The organism is Porphyromonas levii DSM 23370 (assembly GCF_000379925.1).
Taxonomy (GTDB): Bacteria; Bacteroidota; Bacteroidia; order Bacteroidales; family Porphyromonadaceae; genus Porphyromonas_A; species Porphyromonas_A levii.
Genome location: NZ_KB904283.1, coordinates 25,720 through 45,447, shown reverse-complemented (window position 1 = coordinate 45,447; position 19,728 = coordinate 25,720). Strand labels below are relative to the sequence as shown.

At 46.5% G+C, this 19,728-nt stretch carries 15 protein-coding genes and 1 pseudogene; 12 read left to right on the top strand and 4 right to left on the bottom strand.

All coding sequences use genetic code 11. From position 1 onward, the window contains the following. Positions 1 to 41 precede the first annotated feature (41 nt). From secA to nadD, 4 genes and pseudogenes are all read left to right on the top strand, one after another. Entirely contained in the window at positions 42 to 3,380 is a 3,339-nt protein-coding gene (gene secA / locus A3GG_RS0108945) for a preprotein translocase subunit SecA (RefSeq protein ID WP_018358953.1), read from the top strand. Continuing rightward, entirely contained in the window at positions 3,377 to 4,261 is an 885-nt protein-coding gene (locus A3GG_RS0108940; RefSeq protein WP_018358952.1) for a YicC/YloC family endoribonuclease, read from the top strand. Before secA ends, A3GG_RS0108940 begins: the two co-directional genes overlap by 4 nt. A gap of 6 nt (positions 4,262 to 4,267) precedes the next feature. Next, positions 4,268 to 4,831 (top strand): annotated as a pseudogene (gene gmk, locus A3GG_RS13880) (guanylate kinase); the annotation flags it as partial. Next, positions 4,811 to 5,440, top strand: coding sequence for a nicotinate (nicotinamide) nucleotide adenylyltransferase (gene nadD, locus A3GG_RS13875; RefSeq protein ID WP_282705041.1), 630 nt, complete (start codon positions 4,811 to 4,813; stop codon positions 5,438 to 5,440). The pseudogene gmk and the gene nadD, both read left to right, overlap by 21 nt. A 98-nt stretch (positions 5,441 to 5,538) precedes the next feature. Here the strand turns inward: nadD and trxA are convergent, their stop codons facing one another. The 4 genes from trxA to A3GG_RS0108915 form a co-directional block, all read right to left on the bottom strand. After that, a complete protein-coding gene (trxA, locus tag A3GG_RS0108930; RefSeq protein WP_018358950.1) occupies positions 5,539 to 5,853 on the bottom strand; it encodes a thioredoxin in 315 nt (104 codons plus the stop codon). A gap of 69 nt (positions 5,854 to 5,922) precedes the next feature. Next, entirely contained in the window at positions 5,923 to 9,552 is a 3,630-nt protein-coding gene (dnaE, locus tag A3GG_RS0108925) for a DNA polymerase III subunit alpha (RefSeq protein WP_018358949.1), read from the bottom strand. Between the two features lie 2 nt (positions 9,553 to 9,554). After that, positions 9,555 to 11,597 carry an NAD-dependent DNA ligase LigA gene (gene ligA / locus A3GG_RS0108920; protein WP_018358948.1) on the bottom strand — a complete coding sequence of 681 codons (2,043 nt, stop codon included), beginning with the start codon at positions 11,595 to 11,597 and terminating at the stop codon, positions 9,555 to 9,557. Between the two features lie 19 nt (positions 11,598 to 11,616). Then, positions 11,617 to 12,360, bottom strand: coding sequence for an SIMPL domain-containing protein (locus tag A3GG_RS0108915; protein ID WP_018358947.1), 744 nt, complete (start codon positions 12,358 to 12,360; stop codon positions 11,617 to 11,619). Between the two features lie 643 nt (positions 12,361 to 13,003). Between A3GG_RS0108915 and megL the strand changes: the two genes are divergently transcribed. From megL to A3GG_RS0108875, 8 genes are all read left to right on the top strand, one after another. Then, complete coding sequence (gene megL, locus A3GG_RS0108910) at positions 13,004 to 14,203, top strand: methionine gamma-lyase (protein WP_018358946.1); 1,200 nt, start codon at positions 13,004 to 13,006, stop codon at positions 14,201 to 14,203. A 164-nt stretch (positions 14,204 to 14,367) separates the two neighbouring features. Then, positions 14,368 to 15,468: an N-acetylmuramoyl-L-alanine amidase family protein gene (locus tag A3GG_RS0108905; protein ID WP_018358945.1), complete on the top strand. Its 1,101-nt coding sequence runs from the start codon at positions 14,368 to 14,370 to the stop codon at positions 15,466 to 15,468. A 5-nt stretch (positions 15,469 to 15,473) separates the two neighbouring features. After that, positions 15,474 to 16,172, top strand: a complete 699-nt coding sequence (locus tag A3GG_RS0108900) for a hemerythrin domain-containing protein (protein WP_018358944.1) — start codon at positions 15,474 to 15,476, stop codon at positions 16,170 to 16,172. Further along, positions 16,172 to 16,777: a response regulator transcription factor gene (locus A3GG_RS0108895; RefSeq protein ID WP_018358943.1), complete on the top strand. Its 606-nt coding sequence runs from the start codon at positions 16,172 to 16,174 to the stop codon at positions 16,775 to 16,777. Before A3GG_RS0108900 ends, A3GG_RS0108895 begins: the two co-directional genes overlap by 1 nt. Positions 16,778 to 16,781: 4 nt before the next feature. After that, the gene (gene hemW, locus A3GG_RS0108890; RefSeq protein ID WP_018358942.1) at positions 16,782 to 17,906 is read left to right on the top strand and encodes a radical SAM family heme chaperone HemW; all 1,125 of its coding nucleotides are present in this window, start codon (positions 16,782 to 16,784) and stop codon (positions 17,904 to 17,906) included. Between the two features lie 20 nt (positions 17,907 to 17,926). Beyond that, on the top strand, positions 17,927 to 18,454 hold the full coding sequence (locus A3GG_RS0108885) for a nitroreductase family protein (protein ID WP_248637671.1): 528 nt from the start codon (positions 17,927 to 17,929) through the stop codon (positions 18,452 to 18,454). Continuing rightward, positions 18,435 to 19,220 (top strand): Rossmann-like and DUF2520 domain-containing protein, encoded by a 786-nt coding sequence (locus tag A3GG_RS0108880; RefSeq protein ID WP_018358940.1) that lies wholly within the window; start codon positions 18,435 to 18,437, stop codon positions 19,218 to 19,220. The genes A3GG_RS0108885 and A3GG_RS0108880 overlap by 20 nt, the downstream gene beginning before the upstream one ends. Then, positions 19,201 to 19,725 carry a KdsC family phosphatase gene (locus A3GG_RS0108875; protein WP_018358939.1) on the top strand — a complete coding sequence of 175 codons (525 nt, stop codon included), beginning with the start codon at positions 19,201 to 19,203 and terminating at the stop codon, positions 19,723 to 19,725. The genes A3GG_RS0108880 and A3GG_RS0108875 overlap by 20 nt, the downstream gene beginning before the upstream one ends. Positions 19,726 to 19,728: the final 3 nt, after the last annotated feature.

Sequence of the window (19,728 nt, the reverse complement as noted above, 5' to 3'; positions counted from 1 at the left end):
GTTAATTTATTAGTTAGACATTCAGAAGCAAAATATAATATATGGGATTTAACGATTTTCTATCCAAGATATTTGGGAATAAATCACAGCGAGATCTTAAGGAGATTACGCCACTAGTCAATAAAGTAAAGGAGCAATACGAACAGGTAAAGCTCCTATCGCACGACGAACTACGTGCACGTACTGCTCAGATACGCCAGAGTCTGCAAGATAGCGTACAAGAGGAGCGCACTCAGATAGCTAAGCTAAAGGAGGGAGTAGACGAACTAGAGCTCTCTGAGCGCGAGGCTGTGTGGGAACAAGTGGATAAACTAGAGAAAGATATCCTAGAGAAGCTCGAGGGCAAGCTCACAGAGGTGCTTCCAGAGGTATTTGCTATAGTAAAGAGCACGGCACAACGCTTTGCCGACAACGATGAAATAACAGTACTGGCTACACAATTCGACCGCGATTTATCGGTAACACACGACTTCGTACGGATAGAGGGCGACAATGCTATCTATAAAAACGAATGGATGGCGGGCGGCAATATGGTGAAGTGGGACATGGTGCACTACGACGTACAGCTCATTGGTGGTGTCGTGCTTCACGAGGGTAAGATTGCGGAGATGGCTACGGGAGAGGGTAAAACTCTGGTAGCGACGCTTCCTGTATTCCTCAATGCGCTTACAGGCAATGGCGTACACGTGGTGACGGTTAATGACTACCTATCGAAGCGTGACTCCGAGTGGATGGGACCAATCTACATGTTCCATGGCATTAGCGTAGACTGTATCGATAAGTATGAGCCTAATAGTCCACAGCGACTCAAGGCCTATAATTGCGACATCACATTCGGCACCAATAATGAGTTTGGTTTCGATTACCTGCGCGATAATATGGCACGTACTCCTGCCGACCTAGTTCAGCGTAAACACAACTATGCCATTGTGGATGAGGTAGACTCAGTACTGATTGATGACGCACGTACTCCTCTAATTATTTCTGGTCCAGTAGAGAGCAAGGGCGACGCTATGTTTGAGGAATTCCGTGAGAATGTCGAACTCGTAGTTAATGCTCAGAAGACACTCGCAAGCCGTCTGCTTACTGAGGCTCGCAAGGAAATTGCGAGCGGAGATAAGAAGACTATCGAGGAAGGATACATCAAGCTATATCGTAGCTTCAAGGGACTTCCTAAGAATAAAGCGCTTATCAAGTACCTAAGCGAGGAAGGTATCAAGGCTGGTATGCTCAATACCGAAGCTGTATATATGGCAGATAATAACCGCCGAATGAATGAGATTACCGATGATCTCTACTTCGTTATTGATGAGAAGAACAACCAGATAGAACTCACAGATAAAGGTATTGACCTTCTCTCAGGCAAGAACGAAGACCCAAGATTCTTTATCCTTCCCGATATTGCGGCTCAGCTATCTGCTCTTGAGAATGAGACACTCACAGAGGAGGCAAAGGGCGAGAAGAAAGACGAGTTGCTCACCGACTACTCTATCAAAAGCGAACGTGTGCATACGATTCAACAGCTACTCAAAGCTTATACCTTATTCGAGAAGGACGATCAGTATGTCGTGATAGACAATAAGGTGATGATTGTGGATGAGGGTACTGGTCGTATCATGGACGGTCGCCGTTATTCCGACGGTCTTCACCAAGCTATCGAAGCGAAGGAGCGCGTAAAAGTAGAATCGGCTTCACAGACTAAGGCTACCATAACCCTCCAAAACTACTTCCGTATGTACCACAAGCTAGCTGGTATGACGGGTACAGCTGAAACAGAGGCGAAGGAGTTTTGGGACATCTACAAGCTTGATGTTGTGGTAATCCCTACCAATCGCCCAATCGCTCGTATCGATGAGAATGACCGTATCTATAAGACTGCACGTGCTAAGTATGCTGCCATTATTGAGGAAATCGAGCTACTTATAGGCAAAGGTCGCCCAGTGCTAGTAGGTACCACCTCTGTAGAGACCTCCGAGCTTATCAGTAAGATGCTCACCCTCCGCAAGATTCCTCATCAGGTACTCAATGCTAAGCTCCATAAAAAGGAGGCTGACATTGTGGCTGAGGCAGGAAAGGCAAGTACCGTAACCATTGCTACTAATATGGCGGGTCGTGGTACAGATATCAAGCTCACGCCTGAGGTAAAGGAAGCAGGTGGTCTTGCAATTATTGGAACTGAGCGCCATGAGAGCCGCCGTGTAGATAGGCAGCTTAGGGGACGTGCTGGTCGACAAGGCGATCCAGGTTCATCCGTCTTCTTTATCTCATTCGAGGATAAGCTAATGCGTCTGTTTGGTTCGGATCGTATGGCAAAGATTCTATCAACGATGGGACTTAAGGACGATGATATGCTTGAGAGCAAGCAATTATCCAATCAGGTTGAGAACGCTCAGAAGAAGGTAGAAGAGAACAATTATGGTGTTCGTAAGCATCTCCTAGACTATGACGACGTAAAGAATGCTCAGCGCAATGTAATCTACACCCGACGCAACCACGCTCTTATGGGTGAGCGTGTAGGCTTAGACGTACTCAATACGCTTACTCAGACTGCTGAAGCTATTGCCGATGGGGCACCCAACGAGATTTCTTACGCAGACTTTAAGCAACAGGTCTTCAAAGCCTTCTCTACCGAGCTCCCGCTCACCGAGCAAGAGTATAAGAGGATGAATAACGATAGTCTTGTAGACCATGTGATGGAGCACGTTGTTGCAAACCTCAAGCGCCGCTCAGCACGAATGGCAGAGGTAACCTATCCAGTCCTCAAGAACTTCTATGAGGAGCATGGTGATAAGGTAGAGCGCATTGCGATACCAGTAACCGATGGTCGCTTAGGCTATAATGTAGTTACTAATCTCAAAGAAGCTGTTGAAACCGAAGGTAAGAGTATTGCAAAAGCATTCCAGAAGACTATCCTTCTTTATACTATCGATGAGGCTTGGGAGCGCCATCTTCTAGCAATGGACGAGTTGCAAAATGCGGTTCGCAATGTATCGTATGAGAATAAGGATCCTCTAGTCATTTTCAAGATGGAGGCATACGAACTCTTCCGCTCTATGGTGATAGAGATGAACCAAAAAGCATCTGAAATCATCATGCGTGGTCATATCAATATCGCTCCTCAACAGCAAGATGAGAGCGACAAAAAGGTAGAGGTGCAGGAGCAACACGACGACCCTCGCGCTGCCAATCGCCGTCGCTACCAAGAGCAGAAAGATGATTACGAAGCCCAGCAACAGTCACGCTATGAAGCTGGTCAGGCAGCTAGCCGTCAGCCGCAGAAGAAACAACCATACATTGCTGAGCAAAGGATTGGTCGCAATGACCCATGTCCTTGTGGAAGTGGAAAGAAGTTTAAGAACTGTCACGGTCAGAACCTATGATACACTCAATGACAGGCTTCGGCAAGGCAGAAGCCAAGACAGCAACGAAGAAAATAACAGTAGAGGTGAGGTCGGTCAATAGCAAACAAGCCGACCTCAGCCTCCGCTGCCCATCTGAGATTCGTCATATTGAGATGCCAGCTCGTAAGTTGGTTACCGCAAAACTACAACGAGGCAAGATTGATCTCTTTATTACGTATGAGCAGCTGCATACAGAGCCTTCTATTAGTCTTAATCAGGAATTGGCAGGGAAGTATTGGGCATTGCTTCAAGACTTTAGTCAAGCCACCTCTATTCCCCTACCCTCAGATCCTATGCGCACAATCATGAATATGCCTGGGGTAATAGAGAATGACCGCAAGGAGAGTGAAGAAGATGAGCATGCACTAGAGGAGATTTCCATGAAGGCAATAACAGAAGCGTGCGATCACCTCAATGAATTCAGGCTACAAGAAGGGCAGGCGCTTTACAATGGTTTTGTAAAGAACATCCAAGAGATTAGTACCCTACTCGATAGCATCACGCCTTATGAAGAAGAGCGCATTACGGAGATTCGTCAGCGAATCGAAGAAGGGCTCAGCAAGTATGTAGATGTAGATTACGACCGTTCTCGTCTGGAGCAAGAGATGATTTACTACATCGAGAAACTTGATGTGAATGAGGAGAAGAATCGACTACGTAATCACCTCAAGTATTTCCTCGAAACACTTGACCTTGAAGAGGTAGGGCAAGGGCGTAAGCTAGGCTTTATCTCCCAAGAGATGGGCAGGGAAATCAACACCCTAGGCTCCAAGAGCAACCACGCGACACTACAGAAAATCGTAGTGAAGATGAAGGATGAGCTAGAGCAAATCAAAGAGCAGGTACTCAACGTACTATAATCAAGGATGGCAGGCAAGTTAATCATATTCTCGGCGCCTAGTGGTTCGGGGAAAAGCACAATAATAGAGAAGTTGACCAGAGAGCATGGGCTCAAAGGTCACTTCTCTATTTCTGCGACCTCCAGAGCCCCTCGAGGCGAAGAAGTGGATGGTATACACTACCATTTCCTAACCACTGATGAGTTCAAATCTAAGATAGCAAAGGGAGATTTCCTCGAATATCAGGAGGTCTACGAAGGGTGCTACTATGGTACCCTCAGAAGCGAGATAGACAAGACATTGGATGCAGGAGAGACAGTTCTCCTCGATATCGATGTGGTGGGTGCGCTTAATATCAAGAAAGCCTATGGCGACCAAGCACTCACCCTATTTATCCAGCCACCTAGCCTGGAGGTACTAAAGCAACGACTCATAGGGCGCGGTACAGATGCCCCAGAAAAGATAGCACAGCGCTTAGCCAAAGCAGAGTTAGAGCTGAGCTATGCCCCTTTCTTCGACAAGCATATTATCAATGATGAACTAGGGATTGCGTGCCTAGAAGCCAGTAAGATCATTCACTCTTTTCTTAGTGACGAGAAGCGCGTACTCCTCTTCCCTGGGTCGTTCAATCCAATGCACGTAGGACATCTCGCTATTGCCAACTTCATAGCAGAGCAATATAGCGATAGGTTCGACGAAGTATGGCTACTCCTCACCCCCAATAGTCCTTTCAAAGAAAAGATGGAGAAGCTCCCTGCCGAGTTTAGAGCCGAGTGGATCAATCACCTTATCAAAGGATACCCAAAGCTCAAGCTAAGCCTAGAAGAGAACAATCTTACTCCACCCTACTACACCGTGCATACGGTACAACACCTGAAGGCAAAGTACCCCAAGATAGACTTCACACTTCTTATAGGTGCTGATAGTCTAGTGGATCTTCCTGGATGGTATGGAGCGGAACAATTACTAGAGGAGATTAGGATTATTGCCTACCCTCGTCCTGCCTATGATAGAAGCCTCGTGAAGCCCCAACTTCTAGAGCAGATAGACCTACTCGACGATGTCCCTACCTTTGAAATCTCTAGTACACAACTCCGAAATCTTCTCAGAGAGGGCAAAGCACTCCCCTATCTATTAGGTACCAAACTAGACGAACCTCTCTACCGACGATTACACGAACTCCTTCTCCGTAATCAGTAAGTAGATAGTGCTATAGAGGCGCTCCACCAATGGACATAGTAAAAGCCCTAGAGAAACCTTTGCTTTTCTAGGGCTTTTACCTTACTTCTCAATGTAGATTAGAGGAGCTTATCGATAGACTCCTTTAGGGAATCCTTGCTCTGTGCACCTACCTTACGCTCTACAACCTCTCCATCCTTAATGAAGATGATAGTAGGGATATTACGGATACCAAACTGAGCGACAACATCGCTATTCTCATCCACATTCATCTTACCTATACGTGCCTTTTCACCATATTCCTCAGCAAGCTCCTCAATGATAGGACCTACCATACGACATGGGCCACACCAGGGAGCCCAAAAGTCTACTACCATAGCGCCACCCTTGGCGATCTCCTCTTTGAAGTTTGCGTCTGTAAATGTCAATGCCATAATTTCTCGTTAATTTTCTATTATCAATTATCACTTATACTATTCAAACACCCAACTCCCCCAAATGGTTCACCTAACCTCGAAAGTTACCCCACTATCTTCGTACATCGCCAACTTATCCAATAGTTCCACAGAAATATCTACTCCAGCTAACTTTTGCGAACTCATATTAAGATAGACACCATGACTACTATCGTGGATATTTAGGCTAACCGTCATTGGTCCCTCCTTACAGTCCATCAAGTCAGGTACCACATCATTATAGAACTCCTCAGTCACAGCCCATTGAGGGATAGAAATAGCTAATTCACTCACCAGTTTATCTGCCACTTGATCCAATAGCTGCACGCTCTCAATGGTTATAAAGACTCTATCCCCCGACCAGCCAGCCTCCGCTTTAGCCCGTACATAGATAAATAACCCCTCCTTACCATACATAGAGAATTTAGGATAAGCATCACCAAAAAGAGCCAGCTCCCCCTCTCCATTATAGTCCTGTATCTTTATAAATGCGGCCTTGGTATTTTTCTTCGTAATCATCTCACGATATCCGGTCACGATACCCCCAAAGGTCAGGGGCTTATTCACGTACTGCATATCTATATTTCGTAGTTCTGATACCCCTACACTACACTTATATTTAAGCACAAGAGCAAAAGGATCTAGTGGCGAGGCAGTGAGATAAAAACCCAAAAGTTCCTTCTCCATATTGAGCTTCTCAATATCAGACCAAGCGGGAGCATGTTCGGTTAGTACAGGCTTAGCCATCTCCTGGAATAAGTCGTCGCCAAATAACGAACCCATAGAGTGGGTCTTCTCCTCTTGAGTACGGTTACCATAGTTAATCAACTTCTCCAAGAACGTCTCGCCTCTAGCCCCCTCCTCCATCATATAATCCTCACGACTATAGGTCTTGAATGAGTCAAAAGCCCCACTGAGCACTAGTGCTTCAGAAACCTTCTTTGTAGTTGCCTTACTATCGACACGGGAAAAGAAATCATAGACATCCTTAAATAAACCATTCGCTTCCCGCTCCTCAATAATTTGCTTAGCGGCAGAGTTACTGAACCCCTTTATAGCCCCTAGTCCAAAGCGAATATGTCCCTCTGGATTGACAGAGAATACAAAATTAGACTCATTGACATCGGGATTAAAGACGAGTATCCCCATCTTCTTACTCTCATCGATATACTTAGTAATCTCAGAGATGTTATTGAGGTTTCGGCTCATCACACCCGCCATAAACTCTGCAGGGTAATTAGCCTTGAGGTAAGCGGTCTGATAAGCGACCCAAGCATAGCATGCTGCATGACTCTTATTAAAAGCATACGAAGCGAACTTTGCCCAATCCCCCCATATCTTCTCTAGAATCTTAGGGTCATGACCATTCTTTTGTCCGCCCTCCAAGAATAGAGTCTTCAGCTCATTCATCTTATCGATGAGCTTCTTACCCATCGCCTTACGAAGCTCGTCCGACTTTCCTCTAGTAAAGTTAGCTAGCTTACGCGACAAAAGCATCACTTGCTCTTGGTACACCGTGATACCATAGGTCTCCTCGAGATACTCAGCCATCTCGGGTAAGTCGTAGGTAATCTCCTCTCGCCCATGCTTACGCGCTACAAACGAAGGGATATTATCCATAGGTCCCGGACGGTACAGTGCCACCATCGCTATCAAGTCCTCAAACTTACTTGGCTTCAATTGGATAAGCGACTTCTGCATACCTGGCGATTCAAACTGAAACACAGCCGCTGTCCTTCCCTCACTAAAGAGGTCGTACGTCTTCTGATCATCCAGAGGAATCTGAGATATATCAAGGTCTATTCCATGGCGTAACTTAATATTCTTGAGCGTCTCACGGATGATTGATAGGGTTTTCAGTCCGAGGAAGTCCATCTTGATAAGTCCAGTAGACTCAATCACACCACCCTCATACTGGGTGACCAACATATCCTCTCCCGAGTCCTTATCCGTTGTAATCATCGTAGGCACCACATCTGAGATATCCGTCTGCCCTATGATAATACCACAAGCATGCACACCAGTATTACGCACTGTGCCTTCCAACTGTCTGGCATACTCGATCACATCATGCTTCAGGCTGTCACCACTATAGTATGCGTCCCTAAACTCTGGTATTTGCTTCAGGGTATTATTAATATTTACTTTCCCTCCATCAGGCATACGATCGGGGATCATCTTCGCCAGCGCATTCGTCTCCGAAAGAGGTAACCCCAAGACACGCCCCAAGTCCTTGATAGCCATCTTCGCAGCCATAGTACCATAGGTAACAATGTGTGCTACACGCTCCTTCCCATACCTATCGGTTACCCACTTAAGGATATCCTGCCGACCATCGTCGTCGAAGTCAATATCAATATCAGGCAGAGAGATACGGTCAGGATTGAGGAAGCGCTCAAAAAGCAGATCGTACTTAAGGGGGTTCAAGTCCGTAATCTTCAGACAATAGGAGACGAGCGAACCAGCTGCCGAACCTCTACCAGGCCCTACCGCCACACCGAGGTTACGAGCCTCAGCAATAAAGTCTTGCACAATCAAGAAGTATCCAGGGAAACCCATATTCTTTATCGTTGCCAATTCGAAGTCCAAGCGCTCCGTCACCTCATGAGGCAACTCTTCTCCGAACCTCTTCTTGGCACCCTCATACGCTAGATAACGGAGATAATCATCATCCGTAGGGAACTCTGCAGGGATTTCAAAGTGAGGCATCAAAGGCTTATTCTCGATAGAGTACTCCTCTACCTTATCGAATATCTCCATAGTCGTGGCTATCACCTCGGGCATATCTTCGAATATGCGCACCATATCTTCGGTACTCTTTAGCCACTCCTGCTTAGTGTAAGTGATACGATTAGGGTCATCATAATTCTTACCCATACTCACACATATCAATCGGTCATGTGCCTCGCCATCCTCTTCCCGGACAAAGTGAACGTCATTTGTAGCCACGAGCTTCACACCTATCTCCTGTGCCAGCTCCACGAGTACCTTGTTCACCCTTACTTGCGCTTCATAAGTCTCTACATTTCCACCAGGCTTATCCGTCTTATGGCGTTGCATCTCCAGATAGTAATCATCCCCAAATATCTCCTTATGCCATCTGACCGATTCCTTTGCCTCCTCAAGACGACCCTTAAGAATGAGTTGAGGGATCTCACCTCCTAGGCAAGCACTCAGCACAATCAAACCCTCATGGTACTGCTCCAGTAGTTCCTTATCTATTCGAGGGCGTCCGTAAAACCCCTCGTCGGCAGAACGGGATACCATCTTAATCAAGTTTTTATACCCCTTCTGGTTTTTCGCTAATACTATTAAGTGGTAACCGCTCCTATCCTCCTTTGCAGTCTTATTGAGCCTACCATTGCGTGCCACATAGCACTCGCACCCTAGTATAGGCTTAAACTTCCATTCCTCCCAATCCTTTATCTCAGCTTCTATTTTTAGCCTTTCCTCCTCAGTCGCTCCCCCAAGTTTCTTCTTGAGCCCTTTTATCTTTCCTCCCTTCATCGCTTTAGGTGCATCCCAAAACGCCTTAATACCGAGCATCGTACCATGATCAGTTAGTGCCAATCCTGGCTGACCATTCTTCTTCGCTTGCTCTAGTAATCCCTCTATCGATGACTGTCCATCCAGTACTGAGTAGTACGAGTGGACGTGTAAATGTACAAACTGCTGCATGCTTATTCTTCCTTTCTTAGTTCAGGATAACGAGCGAAAAACTCCTCTTCGCTCACTACCTCTATCCCGAGTTGCTCAGCTTTCTCTCGCTTACTCGGTCCCATATTTTCCCCTGCTACCACCAGAGAAGTCTTACCGCTAATACTCCCCACATTCTTTCCACCATGTTGCTCTATCAGGGTCTTTAGTTCATCACGGCTAATAGAAAATACACCACTTACCACGATACTCATGCCCTCCAGACTATTACCCTTCTGTGCAGACCCTACCGCCATTTCAATTTGTAGCCCAGCCTGCTCTAAGCGCTTCAGAATCTCCTGATTCCGCTCTTCGGCAAAGTACGAGAGGATACTATCTGCTATCATAGGGCCTAGCCCTTCTACGCGCAGCAAATCTTCTCGCTTTGCCATCCGTAATGCTTCGAGTGACCTAAAAGAATCTGCCAACTGTGCCGCAACCGTACTGCCCACAAGTTTTATGCCAAGCCCGAAGAGCACTCGGTCGAAAGGCACCTGCACCGAAGCCTTTATACTTCGCACCAGATTACTTGCCTTTTGATCCTTGAAAGTAGGTAACCTTAATAGATCTTCTTCACGAAGATCATATAGGTCGGCAATACTACTTACTCCAAGATACTTGGTAAGCAGTTCAATGGTCTTAGGTCCAATATTGATATCCATTGCCTTACGGCTACAGAAATGCTCTATCTTACCCTCCACTTGCGCAGGGCACCCCCATTCATTAGGGCAATAAGTACTCGCCATCCCCTCCGTCCGTTCAAGGGGCGTACCACAGTCAGGGCAGTGCGTAGGCATCACCACTCGCTCCTTTGTCTGCCCATCTCTCAGGTCGTAACGCACACCTGTAATCTTGGGGATAATCTCTCCACCCTTCTCTACCATTACTAGGTCGCCAATGTGGAGGTCGAGCTCTGCGATGATATCAGCATTATGCAACGATGCTCTCGACACCGTAGTCCCCGAAAGCTGTACTGGCTCAAGATTGGCCACAGGCGTCATCACGCCAGTACGTGCCACTTGATAGCTCACACTCTCCAGGCGTGTTACTGCCGACTCTGCGGAAAACTTATATGCCATCGCCCACCTAGGAGACTTCGCTGTAGTACCCAGCACGTCATGCAGTGCATACTCATCTACCTTTACCACCACGCCATCAGTGGCTATTGGCAGTTCATGCCGATGGATATCCCAGTAGTCCAAATACTCTTTAAGTGCTTCTAGCGTACCACATACCTTAGTATGCGCATCCACAGGCAAACCCATCTTTCGCATAAGCTCCAACCGCTCATGATGAAGCCCTGGCAACCAATCCTCATCATCACTGAGGAGGTAATAAAAGTACGCAGTAGGCTTACGGTAAGCCACCACTCCACTCACACCCTCCTTGGTCTTAATAGTGCCCGCCACTGCATTCCTAGGGTTGGCAAAGAGTGGCAAATCCTCCGCCTCTCGCTCCGCATTGAGGCGCTCAAACTCAGCCCATGGCAATAAAATTTCCCCTCTCAACTCTATGTATTCTGGGAGATCGCTTCCCATCAAGCGCTTAGGAACAATAGGTATCGCCCAGATAGCTTCAGTCACATCTTCTCCCAGTGACCCATCCCCTCGGGTCAATGCCCTCGTAAGTCTACCATACTCATAGATGACAGATATCGAAGTCCCATCAAACTTAAGTTCCGCCACTAGATCGGTTTCCTGCCCCACCAGTTCCCTCACCCTACGATAAAAGTCCAGTGTTTCTTCCCACGAGTAGCTATTGGCTAACGAAAGCATAGGGTACCTATGTTTGTACGTACCCCCAGTAGCTCCCTTATCCACCAATTCACTACCCACCCTTTGGGTAGGCGAGTCGGGAGTAATCTGGTCGGGATACTGTGCCTCTAGCTCTTCTAGCTCCTTCATCAGGTTATCGAACTCTTGGTCGCTGACAGTCGGTGCATTAAGTACATAGTACTCATGCTCGTACTGCACCAAGAGCGTTCTCAGCTCCTTTATCCTATCGTAATCTGCTTGAAATAGATCCATTGTGGGCGCTTCTTATTGCTTACTTGAGTAGAAACTCCGAAGTTACGGTGATCGTTACTGTTTTCTCTTTGCTTGAAGTATTGAAGTTGCCACCCCAAGAATAATCCTCCTGAGTGTGCCTACCTACTATCTGAAATACACCAAGGTTAGACCGTCTGAGTGCCCCCAACTTCGCCCCACTCACCTCAGCAATCTGAGTGGCACGGCTCATAGCATCTTCAGCTGCAGCCGCTACCATCTCCAGCTTCAAGTCCGCCAACTTGGTGTAGTAATATTGCGGGTCGTCCGACTTGACAGTCACATCCTGTGCTATCAGTTCACCTACAGAGCGAGCTACCCGGTCTACATCATCCACACGGTTACTTGTCACCGTAACAATCTGCGACACGTTATAACCATTCTTAAGCTCCACGTATCTATCTTGCTTGCTATCGAAGTAGCCAGTAACATCTTCGGCATAAGAGATAGGACCGAAAGCCAATTCTTCAGCCTTTACCCCTTTCTCTTCTAAGAAAGAGCGTAGTACCCCTTGCTGCCGTTCTACATCATGAAGCCCCTCGAGAGGTGTAGCCGAATGGCTCACAATCATCACCTTCCATACTACAAGGTCACTAACGAAGTCTCGCTCTGCACCTCCTTTTACCGTCACTATCTTGGGGCGATCATTACGATGCAGAAGCGCATTAGCACCCACCCAAGCTGCTACTACCAACGCCATTCCTAGCACTACTGTAGCCAGTAGTCTACTCTTTCCTTGTTCCATAATAACACCATTGATTATAATGAATATTATACCGCTTATCCACACTGCAAGATACCAAAAATAAAGAGCACAGACAACCACAATAAACACTCCTCAGACAACCATAACCATAATATACTGAGGAGGAATTGCTTGAACCATTAGATAGGTCTCTAAAACTATTCTTATACCATAAGGTAATTGGACGATTAAAGGGTTCCCATTAATGTAACAAATTAATTTACCCACCATGGAAAGGTTGCTTTCCATAGGGTGGAAAGTTATGTTTCCACGGCTGGAAAGTTTGTTTTCCAGCTATGGGAAAACTTTAAGATATTACGACTGACAAAAAGCACCCTCCTATTCGGAAAAGGTGAATGTGGAGAAGTAAAAGTAGTTGGCATATTTCCAATCAGACATAGGCTTTCCTAAGAGAAGACTGTTACACTAAAGCCAGTCTCAGCCGATTGCGAGCATAACGGTCTGAATGTTACTTTCGTGCAACATTCTCTATACGTGTATAGTCATTGGGGACTATACAAAGGTTATTCTATCAAAATGTAAAGAGACGTCTTGAATATACCATCTAGCTCTTGTTTATATCAAAATAAAGCGTATATTTGTGGGAGATAATACAAACCATAACCTATAATTTATTTAACGCATGAACAAAGACAATCAAAAGCCTGCTTATGGTTTTGACACTAGGGCGATACACGGAGCTGGAGGGAAGAATCCTTTTGGTACACTTGCTACACCTATCTACCAGACCTCAACCTATGTATTTGACAGCGCAGAGCAGGGTGGTGCACGTTTTGCCCTTGAAGAGCCTGGTTATATTTATAGTCGCTTGGGCAATCCTACCTGCACTCAGGTGGAAGAGAAATTGGCACTTCTTGAGGGAGCAGAAGCTGCTATCTCATGTGCTTCTGGCATCGGTGCCATTACTTCTGCTCTCTGGGTACTCCTCCAGCAGGGCGACCACATGATAGCACACAAGACCCTATATGGTTGCACATACGCTTACTTCAGTCATGGGCTTAGGCGGTATGGCATCGAGGTCTCATTTGTAGACATGACCGATCCTGAGGAGGTACGCAAGGCGATTCGCCCCAACACCAAGGTCGTCTACTTCGAAAGCCCTGCCAATCCTACTATGGAAATGGTTGATATGGAAACAATAGCAACTATTGCCCATGAGCAGGAGGGCATTACTGTGGTAGCGGACAACACCTATTGTACGCCTTACTTATGCCGACCTCTAGAGTATGGAGTAGATGTAGTAGTACACTCTGCAACAAAGTACCTCAATGGTCATGGCGATGTGATTGCAGGCTTTGTGGTAGGATCAGCAGAATACATAACTCAGGTACGCCTAGTGGGCGTAAAAGACCTGACAGGTGCTTGCCTTGGTCCACTAGAGGCTTTCCTAATCTCAAGAGGAATGAAGACGCTTTCCATTCGTATGGATCGGCATTCAAAGAATGCCCAAAAGGTAGCTGAATTCTTAGCGCATCACCCGAAGGTAGCTGATGTTGCTTATCCAGGGCTTGATAGCTTCAAATACAAAGCTCTTGCAGACAAATACATGAAGCTCCCTGGTGGTATGATTTCTTTCGAAGTAAAGGGCGGAAAACCTGCTGGGCAGAGGCTTATTAATGCTTGTAAACTGTGTGCTATAGCAGTATCGCTCGGCGATACCGAGACCCTGATACAGCACCCCGCAAGCATGACACACAGCCCATATACGCCTGAGGAGTGTGCCGCAGCTGGCATTTCCCAAGGGCTCGTACGGCTCTCCGTAGGGCTCGAGAATGTAGAAGACATTATTGCAGATTTGGAGCAAGCACTCACCCAAGTATAAGGGGAGAGGGAGTGTTTTTCTTTGTGTAATAATAAAAGTTTCATGGTGGAGGTGGGCTGCGAAGCCTACCTCCACAATTTTTCCTAAAAGGGAGCTATCCTTTGGTTGGTCGGTAGAAATTAGGTAAATTCGCAGGGTGTAAAACTCTTAGGGTAGAGCAGTAGATGAAACAACGTATATTTATTAGGTGGGCTTTATTGGCTTTGGCGCTTATATTGGTAGCTCCAACTACAGAGGCGCGAGACCGTAAGGGAAGGTTTGTAGTAGTAATTGACCCTGGACATGGGGGCAAGGATAGTGGCGCCAAAGGTCGCAGTTCGCTAGAGAAAAATATTGTGCTAGATGTGGCACTCAAGACTGGTGCCAAGATTAAAGCCCTGAACCCTAATATAGTAATATACTACACGAGAGATAATGACACCTTTATTGGGCTTCAGCAGAGAGCTAATTTCGCGAACCAAAAGAAGGCAGATCTCTTCGTGAGCATCCACGCTAACTCGCACCGGACGGGCTCACCCCATGGTGCCGAGACGTTTGTACTCGGTCTCCACCGCACTCAGGACAATCTGGATGTGGCGATGAAAGAAAACTCCGCCATTCTCTATGAGAAAGACCACTCGGTCACCTACCAAGACTTCGACCCCAATATAAGTGAGAGCTATATCATCTTCAACTTCATGCAGAATAAGCACCTAGAACAGAGCATTGCCTTGGCTAAGGTAGTGCAGAATGGGTTGGTGCGTTCGGGGCTACTAAATAGAGGGGTAAAGCAGGCTGGTTTTTTGGTGCTACGTGAGGTGGCCATGCCTAGTGTGCTAGTAGAGCTTGGCTTTATCAGCAATAGAGCTAACGAAAACTATATGCGTTCTAAGGAGGGAAGCCAAGAGCTGGCGCAGAACATTGCGAAAGCTGTAGTGGCGTACGAAGAGAAACTCTCTGGACGTACAAGCAAGAATACAGATACTCCTACTACAATAGAACAGCAAGAAGAAACGACAGTGGACACTGCAAAGGCAACCGAGGGCGACATTTACTACCGGATACAAGTAATGGCTGATAAGCGCAAACTGAAGCGGAGCCATTTCGGTAGCTATTCGGATGTGGTGCGAAACTATAAGGAGGGAAATATATATAAGTATACTTTTTACAATACCACCGATATACGAGAGGCAAAGCGACTACAGAAGGAGCTGAGGAAGAAATACAAAGACTGCTTCATTGTAGGCTTCGATGCTAATGGCAATAAGGTGGGAAGCTATTATTAATAGGGATGATGACAACTAGAAGCAAACACTATACGCCACACACCAAGATGGCGGACTTGGTTAGCGACCATTACAAGATACTCCTCCTTATTTATCGATTCGATATTCCCCTTGGCATGGGAGAGAAGACGATAAAAGAGATGTGTGAGGAATATGATGTAGATGTGGACACCTTTCTATTTATCGTCCACTTCTTGCTCTTTGGCGAAGGGACTGGGCAACAAGAGCTACACAAGAAGCTCTCTCTACCTCTAATCATTCGGTTCCTACGGAATAGCCATAGCTACTTCCTTGACTATCGCCTGCCAGAAATCAAACGCAATATGATGGAGGCCATTAGCGAAGCACCACAAGATATTCAGTTTGTCATCAATAAGTACTTTGACGAGTATGAGAAGGAGGTGTACCAGCACATGAAGTATGAGAATGAAGTGGTCTTCCCTTATGCACAAGCCCTAATGGAGGGGGCAAAGGATCCGGAATACGGCATCAGTACTTTCGAGCAGAAGCACGACCAAGTAGAGCTAAAGATGCTGGAGCTCAAAAATATATTTATCAAGTACTACCCCATGGCAACGGACTACAAGGTAAATAACATACTCCACGACCTATTTACCTGTAGTGATGAACTACACAATCATAATGATGTGGAGGACTTCATCTTCGTAAAGATCGTGAAAGAACTAGAACGGGAGGTACGCTGATGGCTAATAAAAAGTATTACTCTGCTGTATTGGCTCTGGGGGACGAAGGGAGTGCATGCCATCTAGAGCATCTTTTGGAGCGACAGAACACCATTGGGCTTCACATAGAGCGCCTCAAGGATCCTTACACCTTGGTGGAGACGACAAGAGAACTAGCACCCGACATACTAATTGTTTCGCCTACAGTGCTATCCGACCCTATGGTTCCGACTTTTAGGGAGATATTGGGCGGACAAATGGTACGGATAATCACCTACTGTACAACCCTCGTGGAGGCGGATATGACAAAGTACTTCAATGGGAAAATACTAGCTACCGATGGAGAAAACGAGGTGGTTAATATTCTAGAAGAGGTACTAGAAGTAGAGAGTAATGATGACTCCGAGATGCTTTTGACCCCAAGAGAGCAGGAGGTGGTAATAGCCGTGGTGAAGGGACTTACGAATAAGGAGATTGCTGATGCCCTCTTCCTCTCTACCCACACCATCATCACACACCGTAGAAATATTGCAAGGAAGCTCAATATCCATAGCCCTGCCGGTCTGACCATCTATGCGATTATGAATAAGCTAGTAACACTTGAGGAAATCAAGGGGCATATCTAATAGCATGGCAGGTATCTACGTACATATCCCATTTTGCCAAAAGAAATGTTTGTACTGCGACTTCTACTCTGTAGTGAGCGGGGGGAACCAAATGGCTCGATTTGTGGAAGCGGTTCAAGTGGAGGCTCGAAAGCGGGCTTACGAACTTGAGGATATGGTAGTGGACACTATCTACTTTGGTGGCGGAACACCTTCTTTGCTATTTCACAAAGAGATAGGGGCAATCCTTGATACTCTGAGAGAGGTATATGATGTAGCCCCCAATGCGGAGGTAACCATGGAGTGTAATCCTGGTGATGTTTCTCAGATGGAGGTAGCGCAGCTAGTACATTACGGGGTGAATAGGATGAGTATTGGGGCGCAGACATTCCAGCCAGAGCTACTCCAGAGATTAGGAAGGAGACACTCGGTGGAGGAGACAAGAGAACTATGGGGCTATCTTCGTAGTGAGGGGATTACGAACCTATCACTCGACCTCATCTATAGCATACCTGGCGAAGACCTCGGGGGACTAAAGAGAGACCTAGACTGTATCTTGGAACTCAACCCTGAACATATATCGGCATACGATCTTATTTACGAGCAAGGTACACCCCTATATAATATAAGAGCTAAAGGGGAGATTAGGGAACTGTCTGAGGAGCTATCACTACAGATGGCTCATGAGGTTAGGGCAACCCTAAAAAATGCTGGTTATGAGCAGTATGAGGTATCGAACTATGCTCGACCAGGCTATCGCTCAAGGCACAATACAAGCTACTGGAAAGGTACACCCTACATAGGATTAGGTCCCGCAGCACACAGCTATAGGCACCCTTGGCGCTCTTGGAATGCCCCATCACTAGAAGAATATAATAGTCAGCTGCTCCATAATGCAGGTTTCTTGGTACGTACGTACGAATGGATTTCGCCTGAGATGGCTTACGAGGAGTACTTCCTTACACGACTCCGCACCAAAGAGGGAATAGACCTTTCGGAAATGAATGCACGAGGGTTCAGAATTCCTCAAGCGGCGGTTGAACAGTGTGTAGCAGATGGACTGTTACAACGCCAAGGTGATAGATTCGCCCTATCGGAGAAAGGACTTGACTACGCTGATAGAGTAATACTTAACTTAGTAAATAACTGATGTTTTCACATACAACTTTTTTGACGAGAAAGAGGCGAAGCGTTCGCCAGTATACGGATGAGAGGATTAAGCCCGAAGTACTCCAAGATATCCTAGAGGCAGGACTAAGAGCTCCGACTTCTAAAAACAGCAGAAGTACTCGCTTCATAGTAGTGGAAGATAAGGCGATGCTACAAGAGCTAAGTGCATGTAAGAAGCATGGCGGAGCCTTCGTTGCTGAGGCTGTACTTGCCATAGTAGTTTGTAGCGATAGCGAAAAGAGCGCACGCCCATACTCGGACTGTGCTATAGCGGCTTCTTTTATGCAACTTGCGGTTACGGATCATGACCTTGGCTCTTGCTGGTGCCACGTGGAAGATACTCTTGCACCTACAGGGACTACGGCAGAAGCGTACGTGAGAGAGAGGTTGGGGCTCCCTGAGCGATTCAAAGTACTTTGTATCCTTGGCATTGGCGAGGTAGCAGAGGCGGATATGCTTAAACCTCGAGACCGTGAACTTGAATGGGAGCGTACCTACGTAGAGCAATATGAGGAGCGAGAGGAGTAAGAAGTTTGGTATCATTGGAAGTGGCAGGGTTGCAAGTCACTTAACGCCAGCCATGGTAGCAGGAGGTATGGATTGTGTGGGGGTGTATAGCCCTACTCTAGGTCATGCCGATATACTCGCAATGCTGCTTGGCTGCAAGGCGTTGACGCTCCCCGAACTTGTGACCTCGGAGGTGGACTTTGTTCTGATTTCCATTAAGGATGATGCCATTCCAGAAGTAGCAAAGGCTTTTCCCACAGACTACCCTGCAGTGGTACTCCACACTTCTGGAGGCACAGCGATAGATGCATTAGCACCGATACTGCACCGAGGAGTACTTTATCCTATGCAAACCTTTTCGCCCAACCGTCCACTGAATATCTCTGATATCCCTATATTCTCCGAAGCATCGGACAATATCGTCCTTGAAATTATACATGATATAACTGACGCTCTGGGGAGCAAAGAAGTCTATCCTCTCACAAGCGAACAGCGGGTACGTTTACACCTAGCATCCGTCTTCGCATGTAACTTTGTGAACCACCTTTATGCACAAGCCGATAAGTTAATGAAGGGAATTGGACTAGACTTCAACGTACTTGCCCCACTTGTAGAGGAGACTCTAGGCAAGGCAAAAGAGGCAGAGCCCCACATTGTACAAACGGGACCAGCAGTCCGTAAGGACTATAAGACAATAGAGCGCCATCTATCACTACTCCAAGGAGATGTGCGCAAGATATACGAAGTCATCACTCACTCCATAATCCATGAGCAGTTTCCCAATTGACCTTAGTCATATCAAAGCCGTACTATTTGATGTAGACGGCGTACTTTCGAAAGTAACGACCGCCCTCGACCCTATGGGGCATCCTGCACGTACAGTCAACGTACGTGATGGTTATGGTATCCGTGAGGCAATAAAGAGGGGGATAACCATCGGTATCATATCGGGAGGTTATTCAGATAGTATACCCAAACGCTATGCAAGCCTAGGTGTAGAACATATCTATATGGGGGCAAGCCTAAAAATAGAAGCCCTAGAAGACTTCCTCAAGAAGACTGGGCTAAAACCTGAGGTTTGTCTCTTTGTCGGTGATGATATCCCAGACATCCCGGTAATGAAGTACTGTGGTTTTTCGGTAGCACCTAAAGATGCTGCCCATGAGGTTAAGGCTATAGCCCAACATATCTTACCCGTGAAAGGCGGACATGGTGTAGCTAGAGCGGTACTCGAGACTATACTGAGAATGAAAGGACTATGGATGTGTGACGAACACGCTTTCGGTTGGTAAATT

Excerpts from the sequence above, each read along its gene's own strand:
- A3GG_RS0108905 (WP_018358945.1), top strand. The coding sequence starts at position 14,368 with ATGAAACAACGTATATTTATTAGGTGGGCTTTATTGGCTTTGGCGCTT.
- A3GG_RS0108900 (WP_018358944.1), top strand. The coding sequence starts at position 15,474 with ATGATGACAACTAGAAGCAAACACTATACGCCACACACCAAGATGGCG.
- A3GG_RS0108875 (WP_018358939.1), top strand. The coding sequence starts at position 19,201 with ATGAGCAGTTTCCCAATTGACCTTAGTCATATCAAAGCCGTACTATTT.
- secA (WP_018358953.1), top strand. The coding sequence starts at position 42 with ATGGGATTTAACGATTTTCTATCCAAGATATTTGGGAATAAATCACAG.
- A3GG_RS0108915 (WP_018358947.1), bottom strand. The coding sequence starts at position 12,360 with ATGGAACAAGGAAAGAGTAGACTACTGGCTACAGTAGTGCTAGGAATG.
- A3GG_RS0108895 (WP_018358943.1), top strand. The coding sequence starts at position 16,172 with ATGGCTAATAAAAAGTATTACTCTGCTGTATTGGCTCTGGGGGACGAA.
- A3GG_RS0108940 (WP_018358952.1), top strand. The coding sequence starts at position 3,377 with ATGATACACTCAATGACAGGCTTCGGCAAGGCAGAAGCCAAGACAGCA.
- trxA (WP_018358950.1), bottom strand. The coding sequence starts at position 5,853 with ATGGCATTGACATTTACAGACGCAAACTTCAAAGAGGAGATCGCCAAG.
- megL (WP_018358946.1), top strand. The coding sequence starts at position 13,004 with ATGAACAAAGACAATCAAAAGCCTGCTTATGGTTTTGACACTAGGGCG.
- hemW (WP_018358942.1), top strand. The coding sequence starts at position 16,782 with ATGGCAGGTATCTACGTACATATCCCATTTTGCCAAAAGAAATGTTTG.
- ligA (WP_018358948.1), bottom strand. The coding sequence starts at position 11,597 with ATGGATCTATTTCAAGCAGATTACGATAGGATAAAGGAGCTGAGAACG.
- A3GG_RS0108880 (WP_018358940.1), top strand. The coding sequence starts at position 18,435 with ATGAGGAGCGAGAGGAGTAAGAAGTTTGGTATCATTGGAAGTGGCAGG.
- dnaE (WP_018358949.1), bottom strand. The coding sequence starts at position 9,552 with ATGCAGCAGTTTGTACATTTACACGTCCACTCGTACTACTCAGTACTG.